We start from the raw sequence: 19,153 nt of genomic DNA, 5'->3' as shown, positions 1-19,153 counted from the left end.
GCCTCCCTAGGTGACGGGGCGGCCGCGCCAGGACAGGCGACGCCGCTTCCGCAGATGGTACGACCGTAGGGTCAGCCAACCGAGGACCACGACCGACACGGGGTGTGCCAGCGCGTCGGGCCACCACCGGCCCCCGGTCGCCCGGGCGCTGACCGCCCGCCCGGTGACTCCGAGCAGGTAGGCGGCGAGCGCGGCGGCGGCCACCGTCGGCGCGCCGGCGGCCAGGGCGACGACCGCCAGCAGCGGGGGAGCGGTGTAGAGCAGGAGCAGCAGGGCCACCACGGCGGCCGCCGCGCCCGGGTTGCCGAAGGTCGCCCAGAGCGACTTCGAGTACCCGTCGCGCAGCTGCGGCCAGTCCTCGTACATCCGGCAGGCGGCCAGCCGCGAGCCGTCGGCGAGGGCGATCCGGCCGCCGGCCCGCTTGACCGCGCGGGCCAGCTCGACGTCCTCCAGGATCTGCCCGGCCACCACGGCGTGCCCGCCGGCGGCCTCGTAGCCGGCCCGGTCCACCACCAGGAACTGCCCGCCGGCGGCGGCCAGCGACGGCCGCCGCGAGCGCTCCATCGCCCGCAGCGGCAGGAAGGTGAGCCACAGCCACTGCAACAGCGGCTGGACCAGCCGGTCGGCCACCGTCGCCACCAGGATCCGGGGGTACGGCGACAGCAGGGTCACCCGCGCGGCGCGCAGCTCGGTGACGGCCGCCGCGACCGCGTCCGGGGCGAGCACCACGTCGGCGTCGACGAAGACCAGCGCGGTCGCCGCGGGGTCGGCCCGGGTGGCCAGCTGCCAGCAGGCGTGCGGCTTGCCCAGCCAGCCCGGCGGCGGGGCGACCCCGTCGAGCAGGGTGACCCGGGGGTCGTCGCCCGCCACCGCGCGGACCATGTCCGCGGTGCCGTCGGTCGACCCGTCGTCGAGCACCACCACGCGCAGCCGCGGCACGCCCCGCTGGGCGAGCAGCGCGCGCAGGCACGGGGTGACCCGCGCGGCCTCGTCGCGCAGCGGCAGCAGCACCGCCACCGGCTCGGTGACCGGCGCCGGCCGTTCGGTCGGGCGGCGCAGCCAGCGGCCGGCGTTGACCAGGGTGTGCGCGGTCAGCGCGGCCACGCCGAGCAGCAGCGCGAGGACGGCGGTCATGCCGTCGCGTCGACGCCGGGGCGCTGCGGCTGGCGGGGCCGGTGCCGGTCGTCGCGGCGCGAGCGGAGCAGCGTGACCGCCAGCGGCACGGCGGCCACCGACATGCCGACCGCACCCCAGAGCGCCGAGGCGGGCAGGTCGAGGAAGACCGCGTGGGCCAGCACGCTGGAGAAGTACGTCCACAGCCAGAGCGCGAACATCGGGCCGTCCCGCCCGTCGGTGGTGGCCACGGCGGGCCCGGCCAGCGGGCGCAGCGCGCTCATCATCAGCACGGCGAAGAGCAGCCAGCCCAGGTAGTTGCTCACCGGGATGCCGGGCAGGCCGGGCAGCGCGGGGGTGGCGTCCCGCCAGACCCAGTAGCCCTCGGCCACCATCTGCGGGTCGAGGAAGAGGTCCCAGGCGGCCAGCCCGACGGCGGCCAGCGCGATCCGCCGGACGGGGAACCGCCCGCCCCGGCGCCCAGGCCCGTCCCCGGCGCTCCGCCTGGCGCTCGGCCTGGCACCGGCGTCGCCGCCGGTCAGCCGGGTGGCGGCCAGCCAGGCCGGCCAGGCCATCCAGGTCCAGGCCAGCGGGATGATCAGCGGCACCCCGGCCAGCTTCGGCCCCAGCTCGCCGGAGTAGTCGTAGCTGCCGAACGGGAAGCCGGTGGCCACGCCGAGCGCCTCGATGGCGAACCCGCCGACCGTGGCCACCGCGACCAGCGCCGCCGCCGCACGCGGGCCCCGGCTGAGCAGCGCGTGGCCGACCGAGAGCAGGTAGCCGAGCACGACGGTGGCGACGGTCAGCCGGGCCCGGGCCTCCCCGGTGGTCAGCGGGTAGCAGATCTGCGCCAGCACCAGCACGGCCAGCAGCGCCCAGGACAGCCGTCGGGTCATGGCACGGGCCGGCCGGGCGGGGCGGGTGTCGGGGGCTCCAGCGGCAGGTCCCGGCCGAGCACGCCGAACGGGCGCTCGTCGCCGGGGAAGTGGAAGTCGCGCAGGACGTCGGCGAAGCCGAACCGGCGGTACAGCCGCCAGGCCCGGGACCGCTGCTCGTCGGCCTCGGGGGTGGAGAGCAGCGTGGTCGTCCCCTCCGCCAGGCTGAGCAGGGCCCGCAGCTGCCGCGCGCCCAGGCCGTGCCCCTGCGCGGGCGGGCGGACGTGCAGCTCCACCACCTCGAAGCAGTGGGTCAGCCAGCGCTGCCGGGTCGGGGCGTCCAGTGCCCGCCAGACCTGGTCGTGCCACCACTGCCCGGAGCCGCCCAGGTAGCCGTAGCCGAAGCCGGCCAGGTGGCCCTCGCTGGTCAGGCTGGCGACGGCGCGGAAGCCGGGCCGGCGTACGTGGGTGGCGATGTAGCCGCGTCGGGACTCCAGCAGCTCAGGGCGGTAGCCCATCGCCTCGCCGTAGACGGCCACCACGTCGTCCAGCCGTCGGACGAGATCGTCCGGCGTCCACCGCACCAACCTCATGCCCGTACACCCTCCGCCGCTCCCGGGTCGCCGTCCGCGACCCATCCCAGCACCGCCCGGTCACCCACCACGTCGCGCACCTCGAACCGCGCGAAGAGCTCCTCCGCGTACCACCCCTCGGTGGGGGTCCGCATGATCGCCGCCCGGTGCTCCGGGTGACGGTACGCGAACGCCACGAGGTCCGCCGGGGCGCGCCACACGCTCACCGTGCCCTGCCAGCCCAGCGGGGCCTCGCCGACGCCGAAGCGGGCCAGCAGGCCGGGCGCGGCGTGCAGCGCGGCGGCCACCGGTGGGATCGCCCGCCAGAAGGTGGCCGCCCGACGGGGCCGCAGCCGGGCCCGGGTCAGCGCCAGCACCGGGCCGGTGACCCGGCCGCCGGGCGGCTCCCCGAACGGCCGGCGCCCAGACCACTCGCCCCGGCTGCTCAGCGGGCGCAGGTCGACCCGGACGGACGCGCGGGCGATCCGCGCCCAGGCGCGCCCCACCGGCGAGCCGTCGAAGCCGGCCGCGGCGGCGGGGGAGTCCCACACGGTCAGCGCCGCCCACCGCGTGAGGTCGGCGTCGCCCGGCCCGAAGCCGGTGCCGGTCCCGGTGCCGAGCAGCTTGCCGAACCGCACGCCGGGCACGGCCCGCAGCCGGCGGGGGTCGAGCGCCATCCGGGTCAGCGCCCGGGGCAGCGCGGCGCGGGAGGTGCGCCACACGTGCAGGGTGACCAGCTCCGGGACGTCAGCCCCCACGCTCCGCTCGCTCACGCCACCGCCTCGCTCCGCTCCACGGTGGCGCGAGGCGCCACGCTGCTGAGCCCCATGGTTCGCTCGCTCCGCTCGCTCACGCCACCCCGGTCGGGACGCCGCCGGTGACCCGCAGCAGCTCCGGGTACGTGGTGGGGAAGACCGCCTGCGGCACGCCGCCGGCCGCCCAGATCTCGTCGTACGACTCCAGGGCGGTGTCCACCAGGGTGCGCAACGGGCGCGGGTGGCCGACCGGGGCGACCCCGCCGATCACCTGCCCGGTGTGCGCGCGGACGAACTCCGGGGTGGCCCGACGCAGCCGGCCGACCCCGATGGACGCGGCCAGGCCGGCGGTGTCCACCCGGTGCGCGCCGGAGGTGAGCACCAGCAGCGGCGCGCCGTCCGCCTCGAAGACGAGCGAGTTGGCGATCTGGCCGACCGCGACGCCGAGCGACTCGGCGGCGGCAGCGGCGGTGTGGACCGCGTCGGGCAGCAGGCGGACGAGGCTCGGCGCGCCGGACCCGTCCCGGGCGCCCGCGGCGTCGAGCACGTCCTGCACCGCCCGCACGTTCGGGTGTGGCTGCATGTCGGCCATTCTTCCCGGTACGCCGGTCGGCGGCTCAGCCGGCCGTGCCGGGCCCCGACCGGGCGGGGCGGGGCGCCGTCCGGTCGGCTCCGGGCGGGACGGTGGCGGCGTCCGGGGCGGACGGCACGGTGCCCTGGGCGGGCAGCCCTGTGCCCTGGGCGGGCGGCACGGTGTCCGGGGTGAGCGGCCCTGTGTCCTGGGCGGGCGGCGCGGTGGCCCGGGCCGGGGCGACCCGGGCCGTCTCGGCCAGCGCGACGCCCACCAGCACTAGGAGCCCGCCGGTGAGCTGGGCGGTGTTGAGCGCCTCACCGGGGCCGATCACGACCCAGGCGACCGCCGAGGCGAGCACCGGCTCGGCCATGCCGATGATCCCGACGCTGGTCGCGGGGAGGTGCCGCATCGCCCCGGCCACCAGCAGGTACGGCGCGATCGAGCCGAGCAGCACCGTGTACGCGCAGAGCAGCGCCACGGGCACGCCCCCCTCGGTGTCGGCGGCCAGCGGCTCCCAGCCGCCGGTGCCCACGGTGACCGCGCGGGTGAGCAGGCCCGCCACGGCGGAGGCGCCGAACGCCCAGGTGCACAGCGACAACGTGTCCCGGCGCGCCGTTCCGTGTGCGCCGAGCACGTAGTAGGCGGCGAGGAAGACCGCGGCCCCGAGACCGGCGAGCACGCCGAGGCCGTCCAGCTTCAGCTCGCCCCACACCTCGGCCACGCAGCCGAGGCCGACCAGGCTCAACGCCAGACCGGCCCAGAGCCGCGGGCGCACCCGGTGGCGCTGACCGAACCGGGCCCAGAGGGCGACCAGCAGCGGAGCGGTGTACTCGAACAGCAGCCCGATCCCGACCGGCAGCCGGGAGATGGCGACGAAGTAGAGCATCGGTACGGCGAAGAACCCGGCCAGCCCGTACCCGATCAGCAGCGGCAGTTGGCCGGGGGTGGCCCGCAGCCGGCGGGCCCCCGGACGCAGCAGCACGCTCAGCACCAGCAGCCCGGTGACGGCGCCGACGGCGCGCAGCAGGGTGAGCTGCGGGGCGTCCAGGCCGGCGCGGAGCACCAGCTTGGAGACGGTGCCGTTGACGGCGAAGAGCCCGGCCGAGGCGAGCACCATGGCGACCCCGAGGACGGGGCGGGGGGTGGTCACGGGCGGAGGCTACCGCCGCGGCCCTCTCCGCCGCCGACCGCGGTGGCGTACGCCCGGAGCCGGCACCTGCGTACGTCGTCCGAGGTCCGCGCGTCACACGTTGCATTTTCGTCGGAGGGAGGGTGTACTGTCAGCAGCAGTTAGAACGAGTGTTCGATTGCCTCGAACGCCCGTTCCAACCATCCCGGGGCGGTGTTTCGCGGCGCGGCTCCGGGCGGTGCGGCTCCGCGGGCCGCACCTGGGTCCCGGGCAGTCGCGAGTCCGGGCCCGTCAGGCAGGAGCGTCGCCCGCCGCCCACGACCCCCGGGCGGCGGGCGACGAACCCGCCGGAACGCCGGCCGGGTGTGGTGTGGGGAAGCGTCCACACCCGGCCGGCCACCCCACCGGTGCGTCTTCCTCCGCACCACTCGACCCGGCGTCCCGCCGGCGGCCCAGGGCCGTCTCCGGGGCGTCGCCTCGGCCACGTGGAGGAGACAGTCCCATGCCGACCAACCCGGCTCAGGCACCGACGGTGCCGGCGCACGTGCTGCCGCACCGCACCCCCGCCCAGCTTCTCGCGGTGGCCCGGCGCGGGCTGGCCGAGGCCGCCCAGACCCGTCCCGACGGCCTCCGCTACGCCGCCGCCCACCTGGCCGCGCTCCGCGCGGCCGCGGCCGTGCTCGCCGCCCGGGCGCGTCCCGCCCCCACCCGACGCCACCGGGTGACCAGCGTCTGGATCCTGCTCTCCGGTGTCGCCCCCGAGCTCGACGAGTGGGCCCGGTTCTTCGCCCTCGGCGCCGGCAAGCGGGCCGCCGCCGAGGCCGGCATCCCACGGGTCGTGACCGCCCGGGAGGCCGACGACCTGCTGCGCTCCGCCGAGCAGTTCGTCACGGTCGTGGAGGCCGCGCTCGGCGTGGCCCACCAACCGGCACTCGACGGCCTCGCGGCCTGACCCGGGCACCCGGCCAGCCGGCGACGACCGGGGGCCCGGCGCGGCACGCGCACGTCTGATCCGACAGCACGACGGGGGGTAGGTCCGATGGCGGGCCGGATGGTGGTCGGTTCCGCCGCACTGGCCGGTCTGGTGCGCCCGGCGAGCGCGCCGGACCCGACGACCGGTCACCGGCTGTTGCCGGTGGCCCCCGAGCTGACCGGGCTGCTGCCCAACCGGGGACTGCGACGGGGCAGCACGATCGCGGTCGCCACCGGCCAGCCCCGGCGCAGCGGCGGCACCTCGCTGGTCCTGGCGTTGCTCGCCGAGGCGTCCCGGGCCGGCTCGTGGTGCGCCGTGGTCGGGGTCCCGACGTTCGGGGCGGGCGCCGCCGCCGAGCTGGGCATCGCCCTGGACCGGCTCGCCCTGGTGCCCCACCCGGGCCCGGAGTGGGCCACCGTCATCGCCGCGCTGATCGACGGGGTGGACGTCGTGGTCGCCGCCGTGCCGGCGACGGTCTCCGCCTCGGTCGCCAACCGGCTGGCCGCCCGGGCCCGGCAGCGCGGCAGCGTCCTCGTCCCGTACGGGCGGTGGGACGGCGCGGACGTGACGCTCCAGGTGGTCCGGGGCGCCTGGGAGGGGCTCGGGCAGGGGCGGGGCCGGCTGCGTCGCCGCGAGGTCACCGTCTCCGCGCGGGGCCGCGGGGCCGCCGCCCGCCCCAAGGAGATCAAGGTCTGGCTGCCCGGGGACGGGCTCACCCGGGTCATTCCCCGCTCCGCTCCCGCCACCGCCACGGCCGTCTCCGCCACCGGCCGGTCGACCGCCGGCCGTCTTCACCAGGTAGGCCCGGCCGTCGCCTCCGCGCCCACCGCCCCGTCCCGTCGCGCCGCGCTCACCCTGGTCGGTCCGACGTGACCGCCGTGCTCACCCTGGTCGGTCCGACGTGACCGCCGCGCCCGTGCGGACCCTGCTGCTCTGGTGCCCGGACTGGCCGGTGCTCGCCGCGGAGATCGTCGACGGGGTGCCGGCCACCGATCCGGTCGCCGTGCTGCACGCCAACCGGGTGGTCGCCTGCTCCGAGCGGGCCCGCGCCGAAGGGGTGCGCCGAGGGCTGCGTAAACGGGAGGCTCAGGGCCGATGCCCCCAGCTCACCGCCGTCGAGTACGACCCTGGACGGGACGCCCGGGCGTTCGAGCCGGTGGTCGCCGCCGTCGAGGAACTGGTCGCCGGCGTCGAGGTGGTACGCCCCGGCGCGTGCGCGGTGGCGGCCCGGGGGCCGAGCCGCTACCTCGGGGGCGAGGAGGCGGCCGCCGAGCGGATCGTCGAGCACGTCGCCCAGGCCTGCGCGGTGGAGAGCCAGGTCGGCATCGCCGACGGGGTCTTCGCCGCCGGTCTGGCCGCCCGCGACGGACGGGTCGTTCCGCCCGGCGGGACACCGGGGTTCCTCGCCGACCTGCCGGTCGAGGCGCTCGGTCGCCCGGCCCTGGCCGACCTGCTGCGCCGGCTCGGCGTACGCACCCTGGGCGACTTCGCCGCGCTGCCCGCCAGCGACGTGCTGGCCCGGTTCGGCTTCGACGGTGCGTTGGCCCACCGGCTGGCGGCCGGGCGGGACCACCGTCCGCTCGCGGTCCGGCAACCCCCGGTCGACCTCGCGGTCACCGCCGACCACGACGAGCCGCTCGACCGGGTCGACGCGGCGGCCTTCGCCGCCCGGGCACTGGCCGAACGGCTGCACGACCGGCTCGCCGCGCACGGGCTGGCCTGCACCCGTCTCGGCATCGAGGCGGTCACCGCGCACGGCCAGGAACTGCACCGGGTCTGGCGGCACGACGGGCTGCTCACCGCCGCGGCCATCGCCGACCGGGTGCGCTGGCAGCTCGACGGCTGGCTGTCCGGCAGCACCGGCCGGGCGGGCACCCGCCCGACCCGCCCGACGGCGGGCATCATCCGGCTGCGGCTGGTCCCGGACGGGGTGGTCGCGCAGGCCGGCCTGCAACCCGGCCTGTGGGGGGAGACCGGTGCGGAGCAGGAGCGGGCGCACCGGGCGTTGAGCCGGGTGCAGGGCATCCTCGGCCCCGAGGCGGTGGTCACCGCGGTGCTCGGCGGCGGGCGCTCGCCGGCCGACCAGGTGCGCCTGGTGCCGTGGGGCGACGAACGCCTTCCGGCCCGGCCCGTCCCGCCGCCGTGGCCGGGCCGCCTGCCGCCACCAGCGCCGGCCGTGGTGCTGCCCGACCCGCTCGCCGCGGTCGTGCACGACGCCGCCGGTGAACCGGTCGAGGTCAGCGCGCGGCTCCAGGTAAGCGCCGAGCCGGCCCGGCTGACCGTGGGCGCCGCCCGGCCGGTCGAGATCGTCGGCTGGGCCGGCCCCTGGCCGGTCGACGAGCGCTGGTGGGCGCCGGCCGAGGCCCGCCGCCGGGCCCGGTTCCAGGTCTGCCTGGCCGACGGTACGGCCCTGCTGCTCGCCGTCGAGGCCGGGCGGTGGCTGGTGGAGGCGATCTATGACTGAGCGCCCGCCCGAGGTCCTCGACCGGCCCCCGCCCCGCCCCCGCCGCCCCGCCCGGCCCGACGCCCTGCCAACGGGTCGGCTCGGCCGGGATGGAGCCTTGCCTGCGGCCCGGTCTGCGCGAGGCGGAGCCCTGCCGGCGGGTCGGCTCGGCCGGCGTGAGGCTTCGCCAGCTGCCCCGCCGACGCTGTCGAGTTGCCCCGTTGAGGGGACCGCCGGACGCAGGCTCTCGGATCTTGGTGAGTTTCGGCCCCTCCAGGGGCTCAAACTCACCAAGATCTCTCCGGCTGCCCGCCCGGAGGGGCTCTGATGAGCTTCCACAACCCGAAGCTGCCCTGGTCGGAGTTGGAGCGTGTGCTCTCCGGTCGGGAATCCGGCACCGGCCGATCGGGCACCGGCCGATCGGGCGCGGGCCGGTCGGGTGCGGGCGGGATGGGCACGGGTCGGCCGGAGGCGGGCCGGACGGGTGTGGGGCGGCCGGGTGTGGGCCGAGCGGGTGCGGGGCGGTCGGGGGCGTCGGGCGAGGACCGGCCGGGTGCGGGTCGGTCGGGGGAGGGCAGCCGGGTGCGCGACGAGCGGCACCTGCACGTGGTCGACCCGTTGGCCGTGGACGCCGACGGCGGCGACTCTCCCGCCTGGAGCCGCAGGCGGGAGCACTACCGGCCGCCCGAGGTGGCCCGTCCCGACGACGCGGTGCCGTACGCCGAGTTGCACGCGCACACCAACTTCAGCTTCCTCGACGGTGCCAGCCACCCGGAGGAACTGGCCGAGGAGGCGGCCCGGCTGGGCCTCACCGCGCTCGCCGTCACCGACCATGACGGCTTCTACGGGGTGGTGCGCTTCGCCGAGGCGGCCCGCGCGCTGCACCTGCCGACGATCTTCGGCGCCGAGCTCTCCCTGGAGCTGCCCGGCCCGCAGAACGGCGAGCCCGATCCGCTCGGGCGGCATCTGCTGCTGCTCGCCCACGGCCACGAGGGGTACGCCCGGCTCGCCTCGACCATCGCCCGCGCCCAGTTGCGCGGCGGGGAGAAGGGCCGCCCGGTCTACGGCGACCTGGAGGAGATCGCCGAGCAGTTGCGCGACCACGTGCTGGTGCTCACCGGCTGCCGCAAGGGGCACGTGTCGTCGGCGCTGCTCACCGAGGGGGTGGACGCGGCGGCCCGCGAGTTGGACCGGCTGACCGCCCTGTTCGGCGCGGAGACGGTGGCGGTGGAGCTGACCGACCACGGGCACCCGGTGGACGCCGACCGCAACGACGCGCTCGCCGAGCTGGCGGCGTCCGCCGGCCTGCCCACGGTGGCCACCAACAACGTGCACTACGCCACCCCGGGCCGGCGGCGGCTGGCCACCACCGTCGCGGCCGTCCGGGCCCGGCGCAGCCTGGACGAGATCGACGGCTGGCTGCCCGCGGCCGGCACCGCCCACCTGAGGAGCGGCGCCGAGATGGCGGCCCGGTTCGCCGCGTACCCGGGGGCGGTGGCGCGGGCCGCCGAGTTCGGCGCCGAGCTCGCCTTCGACCTCCAGCTCGTCGCGCCGCGGCTGCCGGCGTACCCGGTGCCGCCCGGGCACACCGAGATGAGCTGGCTGCGCCACCTGACCCACGCCGGCGCCCGCGAGCGCTACGGCCCGCCCGAGGCGCACCCGAGGGCGTACGCGCAGCTCGACCACGAGCTGAACATGATCGAGGAGCTGGGCTTCCCCGGCTACTTCCTGGTGGTCTACGACATCGTCACGTTCTGCCGCGAGCAGGACATCTACTGCCAGGGGCGGGGCTCGGCGGCCAATTCGGCGGTCTGCTACGCGCTGCGGATCACCAACGTGGACGCCGTGCGGCACCGGCTGCTCTTCGAGCGCTTCCTCGCCCCGGAGCGCGACGGCCCGCCGGACATCGACGTCGACATCGAGTCCGACCGCCGGGAGGAGGTGATCCAGCACGTCTACGCCCGCTACGGCCGGGAGCACGCCGCCCAGGTCGCCAACGTCATCTCCTACCGGCCCCGCTCGGCGGTGCGGGACGTGGCCAAGGCGTTCGGGTTCTCGCCCGGCCAGCAGGACGCCTGGAGCAAGCAGATCGACCGCTGGGGCTCCGTGGCCCCGGTCGACGTGGCGGACATCCCCGAGCAGGTGGTCGCGTACGCCAACGAGTTGCAGACGTTCCCCCGGCACCTGGGCATCCACTCCGGCGGCATGGTGATCTGCGACCGGCCGGTGATCGAGGTGTGTCCGGTGGAGTGGGGGCGGATGCCGGGCCGCAGCGTGCTCCAGTGGGACAAGGACGACTGCGCCGCCGTCGGCCTGGTCAAGTTCGACCTGCTCGGGCTCGGCATGCTCTCCGCGCTGCACTACGGCTACGACATGATCGGGATGAGCCTGGACCTCGGGGACATGACGCTGGACGATCCCGAGGTCTACGACATGCTCTGCCGGGCCGACTCGGTCGGGGTGTTCCAGGTGGAGAGCCGCGCCCAGATGGCCACCCTGCCCCGGCTGAAGCCCCGCGAGTTCTACGACCTGGTGGTCGAGGTGGCGCTGATCCGGCCGGGCCCGATCCAGGGCGGCTCGGTGCACCCGTACATCCGGCGCAAGAACGGCCAGGAGCCGGTGACCTACCCGCACCCGCTGATGCGCAACGCGCTGGAGAAGACCCTTGGCGTGCCGCTGTTCCAGGAACAGCTCATGCAGCTCGCCATCGACCTGGCGGGCTTCGACGCCGCCGGGGCCGACCAGCTGCGCCGGGCGATGGGCGCGAAGCGTTCCGCGGAGCGGATGGCCCGCATCGCCGACCGGCTCTACGCGGGCATGGCGGAGCGGGGCATCACCGGCGAGCTGGCCGACGACGTCTTCCACAAGCTCTCCGCGTTCGCCAGCTACGGCTTCCCGGAGAGCCACGCGATGAGCTTCGCCTACCTGGTCTACGCCAGCTCCTGGCTCAAGCGCTACCACCCGGGGCCGTTCCTGGCCGCGCTGCTCAACGCCCAGCCGATGGGCTTCTACTCGCCGCAGACGCTTGTCGACGACGCCCGCCGGCACGGGGTGGAGGTACGCCGGCCGGACATCAACGCCAGCGGCGCGCTGGCGGTGCTGGAGTCCACCCCGCAGACCCGGTGGGGCAGCGCGTCGGGGGAGCCGCCGCACGCCTGGGGGCTGAACGGGCCCGCCGTCCGGCTCGGGCTCTCCGGCGTGCGTACCCTCGGCGACGGGGTGGCCGAGCGGATCGAGGCGGAGCGGGCGACGCGTGGGCCGTACCGCGACATGCCGGACCTGGCCCGGCGCGTGGGTCTCACCGCCGCGCAGCTGGAGGCGCTGGCCACCGCGGACGCCTTCGCCTGTTTCGGGCTGTCCCGGCGGCAGGCCCTCTGGGCCGCGGGCGCGGCGGCCCAGGACCGGCCGGGCCGGCTGCCGGGCACGGTGACCGGCGCGACCGCGCCCACCCTGCCCGGGATGGAGGCGGTGGAACGGCTGGTCGCCGACGTCTGGGCGACCGGGTTGTCGCCGGAGAGCCACCCGGCGAGCTTCATCCGCCCCCGGCTCGACGCGCTCGGCGCGGTGCCGATCGCCCGGCTCGGCGGGGTGGAGCCGGGGCGGCGCATCCGGGTCGGCGGGATCGTCACCCACCGGCAGCGGCCCGCGACCGCCGGCGGGGTCACCTTCCTCAACCTGGAGGACGAGACGGGGATGCTCAACGTCACCTGCTCCCCGGGCCTGTGGCAGCGCTACCGGCGGGTGGCCCGCACGAGCGCCGCGCTGGTGGTGCGGGGGCGGCTGCAACGGCACGAGGGAGTGATCAACCTCACCGCCGACCGGCTGGACGCCATCGAGCCCCCGGTCAGTCCGCCCTCGCGCGACTTCCGCTGACGGCAGTGATCCACATTACGGTTTTCCGGGCCGGATGGAGGGACACTCCAGCTCGCGCGGGCAGAGTGGCCCGCGCGAGCACGAGGGGGACGAACGATCATGGGAAACAACGACGGTAGCGGTGGGGTGGCGAACTCCCGGCGGACCCGGCTCGGCGCAGGTTGGACCCCGAGCCACCACACGGAGCCGCGCGAGTACGAGATCGTCGAGGGTCCGGTGGCCAACGCCCTGCGGTCGCGGGCCGAGGACGACGCCGCGGCCGGCGAGTCCTGACCTCCCACCCGGAGCCGGCCGGGCCGCCACAGGTGCGGCTCGGTGCGGCTGGACCGGGTGACTAGGCTCGACCGGGTGGAGCAGACCCCAGGCCGGCTCGCCGGGCCGCCGCTGACCCCCCGTACCGCCGTGATCTGGTCGGTGCTGCGCGCCGAGCTGGAGCGCCGCGCCGGCACCGCGCTGACCGTGCTCGATGTCGGCGGCGGCACGGGCGGCTTCGCCGTGCCGCTGGCCCAGGCCGGGCACCGGGTCACCGTGGTCGACGCCAGTCCCGACGCGCTCGCCGCGCTGACCCGCCGGGCCGCGGAGGCCGGCGTGGCCGAGCGGGTCCGCGCCGTGCAGGGCGACGGCGACGCGCTCGCCGGCCTGGTCGAGCCGGGCAGCGCCGACCTGGTGCTCTGCCACGCCGTGCTGGAGGTCGTCGACGACCCGGCGGCGGTGGTGGCGGCGTTGGCCGCCGCGCTGCGGCCGGGCGGCGCCGCGAGCGTGCTCGTCGCCGGCCGGGCCGCCGCCGTGCTCGGCCGGGCCATGAACGGGCACCTGGACGTCGCCGCCGCGCTGGCCGCCGATCCTGCCGGCACCGCCGGCGCCCGGGACACCCTGCGCCGGCGCTACGACGCCGACGGCGCCGCCGCGCTGCTCACCGCCGCCGGGCTCGTGGTCGAGCAGATCCACGGCGTACGCGTGCTCGCCGACCTGCTCCCCGCCGCCGTCGCCGACGGCCAGCCCACCGCCCTGGTCGAGTTGGAGCGGGCGCTCGCCGCGCGGGCGCCCTGGCGGGACCTCGCCGCCCAGCTGCACCTGTTCGCCCGCCGCCCGTGACCGCCCCGCCCCGCCCGCCGCACCCGCCCGGGCCCACGCTGGAGATCGTCGGGCCGCGCTACGGCGACGCCAGCCTCGCCGACGTCCTGCCGTCCGCGCTCGCCGTGCTCGACGTGCCCGGCGCCACCGACCCGCTCGGGCTGCGGGCCGCGCTGCCCGGGGTGCGCCGGATCGCGGTGCTGCTCGTCGACGGCCTCGGCTGGCACCAGATCCCGACCGCCGCCCCGTACGCGCCGACCCTGGTGGGGCTCGCCGCCACCGTCGGGCGGCAGCTGACCTCCGGCTTTCCGTCGACCACGCCGACCAGCCTGGTGACGCTGGGCACCGGCGCCGCCCCAGGCGCGCACGGCGTGCTCGGGTTCACGGTGCGGGTGCCGGGGACCGATCAGGTGCTCAACCACGTCGAGTGGGCGGCCGACCCGGCGCCGCTGCGCTGGCAGCCGGTGCGTACGCAGCTGGAACGGGCCCGCGCCGCCGGGGTCGCGGTGACCGTGGTGAGCCGGCCGGAGTTCGGCGGCAGCGGGCTGACGCTGGCCGCCAACCGGGGCGGCGACTACCGCGGCGCGGCCGGCGTCGACGCGCTCGCCGAACGGATGCTCGCCGCCCTGGCCGCCGGGCCGGGGCCCGCGCTGGTCTCCGGCTACCACCCCGACCTGGACCGGCACGGCCACCTCAGCGGTGTCGACTCGGCGCCCTGGCGGATCGCCGCCGCCGAGGTGGACCGGCTGCTGGCCCGGCTCGTCGACGGGCTGCCGCCCGACGCCGCGCTGCTGGTCACCGCCGACCACGGCCAGCTCGACGTGCCGGCCGAAGACCGCTTCGACCTGGACACCGACCCCCGGCTGCGCGCCGGGCTGGAGGTCGTGGCCGGGGAGCCCCGGGTCCGCTACCTGCACGTCGCCCCCGGCGCCGTGGACGACGTGGTGGCCGCCTGGTCGGCGGTGCTCGGCGACGCGGCCCGGGTGCGTACCCGCGACGAGGTGGTGGCCGCCGGCTGGTTCGGTCCGGTGGCGGAGGAACACCTGGCGCGCATCGGCGACGTGGTGGTGATCTGCAACGGCACGTACGCGGTGACCGCCTCCCGCTCCGAGCCGCCGGCGGTCTCCCGGCTGGTGGCGTACCACGGGGCGGACACGGCGGCCGAGATGGCGATCCCGCTGCTGGTCGTACGCGGCTGACCGGCCGGGCCTGCCGGGATGGCATGTCACAGGCCCGGGCTAGCCTGCGGGGATGGGCCGCAGCCAGTCGTTGCCCCGGGGCGGCGATCCCCGGTTCGGGCCGGACGCCGACGATTCCGGCTGCCCGATCCTGCACGTCGACATGGACGCCTTCTTCGCCTCGGTCGAGGTCCGCCGCCGGCCGGAGCTGCGCGGTCGGCCCGTCGTGGTCGGCGGGACCGGCCCGCGCGGGGTGGTGAGCTCCGCCAGCTACGAGGCCCGGCGCTACGGCGTACGCAGCGCCATGCCCACCGCCCGGGCCCGGGCGCTCTGCCCGCACGCGGTCTACCTGCCGCCGGACTTCACGCAGTACTCGGCGGCCTCCGCCGCGGTGATGCAGATCTTCCGGGACGTCACCCCGCTGGTCGAGCCGCTCTCCCTGGACGAGGCGTTCCTCGACGTGGCCGGCGCCCGGCGGCTCTTCGGCCCGCCGGCCGCCATCGCCCGGCGCATCCGCGAGCGGGTCGCGGGGGAGCAGGGGCTGAGCTGTTCCGTCGGCGTCGGGCCGAGCAAGTTCGTGGCCAAGCTCGGCTCGACCCGCGCCAAGCCCGATGGCCTGCTCGTCGTCCCGGCCACCCGGGTGCTCGACTTCCTGCACCCGCTGCCGGTGTCGGCGCTGTGGGGGGTGGGGGAGCGGTCCACCGAGACGCTGCGGCGGCTGGGCCTGGCCACGATCGGCGATCTCGCCGAGGCCCCGGTCGGCATGCTGCGCAAGGCGCTCGGCGAGGCGTCCGCCGTCCACCTGCACGAGCTGGCCTGGGGGCGCGACCCGCGCCGGGTCACCCCCGAGCAGGCGGAGAAGTCGATCGGCGCCGAGGTGACCTTCGACGTGGACGTCACCGACCCGCTGGAGATCCGCCGGGCGCTGCTCGCCCTCGCCGAGAAGGTCGGCATCCGGCTGCGCCGGGCCGGGCAGGTCGGGCGCACCGTGTCGCTCAAGGTGCGGCTGACCGATTTCCGCACCGTCAGCCGCTCCCGCACGGCGGGCGTGCCGACCGACGTCGCCAGGGAGATCTTCGACACCGTCTGGGCGCTCTACACCGCGCTCGACCCGGGTGAGCCCGTCCGTCTGGTCGGCGTACGGGTCGAGGGGCTCGCCGCCGCGCGGGAGACCCCGCGGCAGCTCACCCTCGGTGCGCCCGAGCGGGGCTGGCGGGAGGCGGAGGCCGCAGCCGACGCCGCTGCTGCCCGTTTCGGGCGGTCCGTCATAGGTCCGGCCAGTCTGCTCGGGGTCCGCGAGGGGCGACGAAATGAAAATCCACCCCGGCCGTAGGTCGTCCCGCTTTCCGACGCGCGAGGGCCCTCGTAGACTTGCGGGTAAGCAGCCGGTTGGCTGCCACGGTCTGTCGGCCCGACCGGGCCGACCAACGTGACCGGGGAGGAGTGCCGTGCCGCTCTCGGAGCACGAGCAGCGGCTGTTCGAGCAGATCGAGCGGTCGCTTGCCGAGGACCCCAAATTCGCCTCGGCCGTGCGCGCCAGCGATCCGCGCTTCCACGCGCGGCGTCGCCTGCTCGTCGCTGCCGGCGTGATCATCGCTGGGCTGGCCCTGTTGGTCTATGGCGCGGTGATCAAGCTTCCGCCGCTGGCAGTGGCGGGTTTCGTCGTCATGCTGGCCTCGGCCGCGTTCGCGGTGCAGTCGCACCGTCGGGGGCAGTCACCGGACCTGCACGTCGTGGGCGGGACGACGAGCCGTCGTCGCCCCCGCGGCCGGTCGGGTCGTCGGCCCTCGATCCTGGACCGGATGGAGGACCGGTGGCGGCAGCGCCCGGAGGGGCACCGCTGAGCCCGGCCCGCCCCTGAGGCGGGCCGCGCGACAAACAGTCGGCCGCCGGGACGCCCGGCGGCCACCGACGACTCCGCACGCCCCGGGGGCGTGCATCCTCCGCATCTCTCGATGTCCGGCATCCGGCCGGTGCCTCGTCGACCCTTGAGCCCGGTCGGCCCCTGACGGCCGTCGCGGCCGGTTGGCCCTGACGGCCCGACGGCCGCGACGGCAGCCCCGCGAACGCGACGGGCCGGCGGGGGCGGGTGCCCCTACCGGCCCGTTCGCCGTTCGGTCAGCGGGCCATGCGGCCGGCCAGCAGGCGACGCGGGTTCCAGCGCAGCAACCGGTGCCGGGCCCGACCGCCCGCCGCCACCAGCCGGGACGACGCCTCGGCCGTGCCCGTGCGCCAGCGCAGCAGCACCGACGGCGGCAGCACCGCCGCCACCAGGCGGGTACGCCGGTCGGTCTGTGCGGCGAGCGCGGCGCGTACGGTGCGCAGGGCCGGCAGGAGTTGCTCGCCGGTCAGCGGATCGCGGGCGTAGCGGGCGCGTTCCTCGGCGCGGCCGAGCAGGCGTACCGCCGTGGTCGCCCCCGCGTCGGCGGTGAGCGCCTCCCGGGACAGCCGGTCGGCGGTCGCCCGGGGGGTCTCCGTCCGGTCCACCCGGACCCGGTAGTCCACGAGCGTGTCCAGCAGTTCGTCCCAGGCGGCGTGCGCGTCCGCCCGCGCCCGCTCCACGTCTGCCACCACCACCATGCGTCGCCCGTCGGTGGGCGCGTCGCCGGCGGCCCCGGGGCGCACCGCCGCCGCGGACGGTTTCGCCGGGCCGCTGCGCTTGCGGCGCAGGGCCGTGCGGCGCAGCGCCGGCAGGGCGAGCAGAGCGAGCAGGGCCAGCACCGCCGCGGCGGCGTACCAGGGCCAGACCGGGGCCTGGTCGGTCGGGGCGGTGCCGTCGAGGGCCAGGCCGGAGTCGATGTCCTCCTCGGGGCCCTCCGGCCCCGCCGGGCCGGCCGACGGGTCGACGTCGCCGGGGGCACTCGTCGGGCCTGCGGTCGGCGTGTCCGCCTCCGGGGCGTCGATGTCCGGCGCCCACGCCGACCGGGTCGAGCCCTGCACGCCGTACGCCGGGGTGGGGTCGAAGGGCACCCAACCGACCTCGTTGAAGTAGACCTCCGTCCAGGCGTGCAGGTTCCGGTTGGTCAGCGTGTACGTGCCGTCGCCGGAGTTGCTGCCGTTGGCGAAGCCGAACGCCACCCGGGCCGGTACGCCGGCGGCCCGGACCAGCCACGTCATCGCGGCGGCGTACTGCTGGCAGAAGCCGACCTTGTTGTCGAGGAAGTCGACGATCTCCCGCCCGCTGGTGCCGCCCTTGGTGCTCAGCGAGTAGGTGAAGCCGTTGTCCGCGGAGAAGTGGTCGTAGATCGCGCGGACCTTGTCGTACTCGGTGTCCTTGCCCCGTACCAGGGTGGAGACCAGTTCCTCGACCTCGGGCACCGGCGGCGGCGCGGGATGCAGGCGCCGCACGGCGTGGTCGGCCGGCAGCGGCGACGACCGGCGCAGGGCCGCCGGCGTGTAGGTCGAGCGCACGTACTCGAACGAGTAGCGCTTGTCGCGCGAGTTGTCCCGGTGGGAGAAGACCACCTGGAGGCTGGGGTCGTACGCCCAGCTGCCGTTGAGGCCCTCGGAGCGCACCGGTTCGGTGTAGACCGGCAGCAGCGGCATGTTGAGGGTCTTCGTCACCTCGACCGTGGCCTGGTACGTCCGCTGCTCGACGCCCCGCGCGGACGGCGCCGGCAGGTCGTCGACGGGCCGGCCCGTGGGGGTGCCCTCGCGGAAGCCGCTCGGCGTGAGCTTGTCGGCCACGCCGAAGCGCAGGTAGAAGGGGCGGGGCTCGTTCGTGGTGACCTTGACCAGGTCGGCGACCTCGGACTGGTTGAGCTGCCCGCTCAACGCCGCGAACAGGTCGATCCGGCCGGTGCCGCCCTGCCCGGAGCGCCCGTTACCGTTGCCGTTGCCCGAACCGCCCAGCGTGTCCAGCAGCCCGCCCGTCATCCCCGGCACGGCCAGCGGCAGCACCACGGCCAGTGCCACACCCACCACCGCCAGCCGCCGGCCGGCGGCGGCCAGCGGCGAGGCCTCCCAGACGTCGACGTCCCGCCCGTCGCCGGTGAACCGCCGGCCGAACCGGCGGACCCGGTCGACGTTGTCGGTCACCAGCAGCCAGAGGAACCCGGCGGCGCCGACGACGAACGGCACCGCCGGGACGCTGTCCACGTAGACCGCGACGGGCACCGAGTAGATCGCCAGCATCGGCAGGCCGGCCAGCGCCGGCCGGCGCAGCCCGACGGTGAGCACGTCGACCACCACGGCCACCCCGCCGATCCCGAGCACCGTGACGAACAGCAGCGGGTCGGTGTCGGGGACCTTGACGCCGTACGAGCGCATGTCCTCCAACGAGCCGTCGAGCAGCTCGCCGAAGTGCGTGAAGGTCGACGGGGTGGGCACGATGCCCAGCAGTTCGGTGCCGCCGGGGAAGAGCCAAGTCAGGGCCAGCGTCAGGCCGGCCAGCATGCCCAGCGCCTGGCCCCAGAGCGGAACCCGTGCCAGCCGGGCTAGCGCGGCCACGGCGGCGACCACGGCCACCGCGATCGTCGCCTGGATCAGCCACGTCCAGCGTTCGAAGATGGCCGACAGCGGCGCGGCGGCGAGCAGCGTCGCCGCGGCGGCCACGAAGCCCAGGTTCCGGTGGGCGATCATGAGGGGACCCTTC

Annotated in this window: 16 protein-coding genes; 9 read left to right on the top strand and 7 right to left on the bottom strand. The window is 76.6% G+C overall.

Annotation, left to right across the window (positions count from 1 at the left end; translation table 11 throughout):
- Positions 1 to 6: 6 nt before the first annotated feature.
- The 6 genes from AC0OO9_RS05845 to AC0OO9_RS05820 all read right to left on the bottom strand — a co-directional run bounded on the left by AC0OO9_RS05845 (position 7) and on the right by AC0OO9_RS05820 (position 5,039).
- Positions 7 to 1,134, bottom strand: a complete 1,128-nt coding sequence (locus AC0OO9_RS05845; protein ID WP_484516128.1) for a glycosyltransferase family 2 protein — start codon at positions 1,132 to 1,134, stop codon at positions 7 to 9.
- Entirely contained in the window at positions 1,131 to 2,009 is an 879-nt protein-coding gene (locus tag AC0OO9_RS05840) for a carotenoid biosynthesis protein (protein WP_484516126.1), read from the bottom strand. Before AC0OO9_RS05840 ends, AC0OO9_RS05845 begins: the two co-directional genes overlap by 4 nt.
- The gene (locus AC0OO9_RS05835; protein ID WP_421452171.1) at positions 2,006 to 2,581 is read right to left on the bottom strand and encodes a GNAT family N-acetyltransferase; all 576 of its coding nucleotides are present in this window, start codon (positions 2,579 to 2,581) and stop codon (positions 2,006 to 2,008) included. The genes AC0OO9_RS05840 and AC0OO9_RS05835 overlap by 4 nt, the downstream gene beginning before the upstream one ends.
- On the bottom strand, positions 2,578 to 3,333 hold the full coding sequence (locus AC0OO9_RS05830; RefSeq protein WP_484516124.1) for a monooxygenase: 756 nt from the start codon (positions 3,331 to 3,333) through the stop codon (positions 2,578 to 2,580). The genes AC0OO9_RS05835 and AC0OO9_RS05830 overlap by 4 nt, the downstream gene beginning before the upstream one ends.
- Positions 3,334 to 3,409: 76 nt before the next feature.
- Positions 3,410 to 3,898, bottom strand: coding sequence for a YbaK/EbsC family protein (locus tag AC0OO9_RS05825; protein ID WP_311411600.1), 489 nt, complete (start codon positions 3,896 to 3,898; stop codon positions 3,410 to 3,412).
- A gap of 34 nt (positions 3,899 to 3,932) precedes the next feature.
- Positions 3,933 to 5,039 carry an EamA family transporter gene (locus AC0OO9_RS05820; RefSeq protein WP_484516122.1) on the bottom strand — a complete coding sequence of 369 codons (1,107 nt, stop codon included), beginning with the start codon at positions 5,037 to 5,039 and terminating at the stop codon, positions 3,933 to 3,935.
- A 481-nt stretch (positions 5,040 to 5,520) separates the two neighbouring features.
- Here AC0OO9_RS05820 and AC0OO9_RS05815 point away from each other — a divergent pair, with 481 nt between their 5' ends.
- The 9 genes from AC0OO9_RS05815 (at position 5,521) to AC0OO9_RS05775 (ending at position 16,403) form a co-directional block, all read left to right on the top strand.
- On the top strand, positions 5,521 to 5,970 hold the full coding sequence (locus tag AC0OO9_RS05815; RefSeq protein ID WP_132236251.1) for an SAV_6107 family HEPN domain-containing protein: 450 nt from the start codon (positions 5,521 to 5,523) through the stop codon (positions 5,968 to 5,970).
- An 87-nt stretch (positions 5,971 to 6,057) separates the two neighbouring features.
- Entirely contained in the window at positions 6,058 to 6,864 is an 807-nt protein-coding gene (locus AC0OO9_RS05810; protein WP_484516120.1) for a hypothetical protein, read from the top strand.
- 28 nt (positions 6,865 to 6,892) lie between these two features.
- A complete protein-coding gene (locus tag AC0OO9_RS05805; protein ID WP_484516118.1) occupies positions 6,893 to 8,455 on the top strand; it encodes a DNA polymerase Y family protein in 1,563 nt (520 codons plus the stop codon).
- Positions 8,456 to 8,761: 306 nt separating this feature from the next.
- Positions 8,762 to 12,307, top strand: a complete 3,546-nt coding sequence (locus AC0OO9_RS05800) for an error-prone DNA polymerase (protein ID WP_484516116.1) — start codon at positions 8,762 to 8,764, stop codon at positions 12,305 to 12,307.
- 99 nt (positions 12,308 to 12,406) lie between these two features.
- Positions 12,407 to 12,580 carry a hypothetical protein gene (locus AC0OO9_RS05795; protein ID WP_165947806.1) on the top strand — a complete coding sequence of 58 codons (174 nt, stop codon included), beginning with the start codon at positions 12,407 to 12,409 and terminating at the stop codon, positions 12,578 to 12,580.
- A 57-nt stretch (positions 12,581 to 12,637) separates the two neighbouring features.
- Positions 12,638 to 13,402 (top strand): methyltransferase domain-containing protein, encoded by a 765-nt coding sequence (locus tag AC0OO9_RS05790; protein ID WP_484516114.1) that lies wholly within the window; start codon positions 12,638 to 12,640, stop codon positions 13,400 to 13,402.
- Positions 13,354 to 14,580 carry an alkaline phosphatase family protein gene (locus AC0OO9_RS05785; RefSeq protein ID WP_484517864.1) on the top strand — a complete coding sequence of 409 codons (1,227 nt, stop codon included), beginning with the start codon at positions 13,354 to 13,356 and terminating at the stop codon, positions 14,578 to 14,580. The genes AC0OO9_RS05790 and AC0OO9_RS05785 overlap by 49 nt, the downstream gene beginning before the upstream one ends.
- 52 nt (positions 14,581 to 14,632) lie before the next feature.
- Entirely contained in the window at positions 14,633 to 15,892 is a 1,260-nt protein-coding gene (locus AC0OO9_RS05780) for a DNA polymerase IV (protein ID WP_484516112.1), read from the top strand.
- Positions 15,893 to 16,007: 115 nt separating this feature from the next.
- Positions 16,008 to 16,403 carry a DUF3040 domain-containing protein gene (locus AC0OO9_RS05775; protein WP_132236265.1) on the top strand — a complete coding sequence of 132 codons (396 nt, stop codon included), beginning with the start codon at positions 16,008 to 16,010 and terminating at the stop codon, positions 16,401 to 16,403.
- Positions 16,404 to 16,677: 274 nt separating this feature from the next.
- Here the strand turns inward: AC0OO9_RS05775 and AC0OO9_RS05770 are convergent, their stop codons facing one another.
- Entirely contained in the window at positions 16,678 to 19,140 is a 2,463-nt protein-coding gene (locus tag AC0OO9_RS05770; protein ID WP_484516109.1) for a transglutaminase TgpA family protein, read from the bottom strand.
- Positions 19,141 to 19,153 lie beyond the last annotated feature (13 nt).

This window comes from Micromonospora sp. USAFONa4, assembly GCF_057197825.1.
Note: the sequence above shows the minus strand (reverse complement) of the source record. Positions and strands in the feature narration are given on the sequence as shown.

Coding starts and splice junctions, on each gene's coding strand:
- AC0OO9_RS05845 (WP_484516128.1), bottom strand. CDS start 1,134: ATGACCGCCGTCCTCGCGCTGCTGCTCGGCGTGGCCGCGCTGACCGCG.
- AC0OO9_RS05795 (WP_165947806.1), top strand. CDS start 12,407: ATGGGAAACAACGACGGTAGCGGTGGGGTGGCGAACTCCCGGCGGACC.
- AC0OO9_RS05835 (WP_421452171.1), bottom strand. CDS start 2,581: ATGAGGTTGGTGCGGTGGACGCCGGACGATCTCGTCCGACGGCTGGAC.
- AC0OO9_RS05810 (WP_484516120.1), top strand. CDS start 6,058: ATGGCGGGCCGGATGGTGGTCGGTTCCGCCGCACTGGCCGGTCTGGTG.
- AC0OO9_RS05840 (WP_484516126.1), bottom strand. CDS start 2,009: ATGACCCGACGGCTGTCCTGGGCGCTGCTGGCCGTGCTGGTGCTGGCG.
- AC0OO9_RS05770 (WP_484516109.1), bottom strand. CDS start 19,140: ATGATCGCCCACCGGAACCTGGGCTTCGTGGCCGCCGCGGCGACGCTG.
- AC0OO9_RS05815 (WP_132236251.1), top strand. CDS start 5,521: ATGCCGACCAACCCGGCTCAGGCACCGACGGTGCCGGCGCACGTGCTG.
- AC0OO9_RS05800 (WP_484516116.1), top strand. CDS start 8,762: ATGAGCTTCCACAACCCGAAGCTGCCCTGGTCGGAGTTGGAGCGTGTG.
- AC0OO9_RS05780 (WP_484516112.1), top strand. CDS start 14,633: ATGGGCCGCAGCCAGTCGTTGCCCCGGGGCGGCGATCCCCGGTTCGGG.
- AC0OO9_RS05825 (WP_311411600.1), bottom strand. CDS start 3,898: ATGCAGCCACACCCGAACGTGCGGGCGGTGCAGGACGTGCTCGACGCC.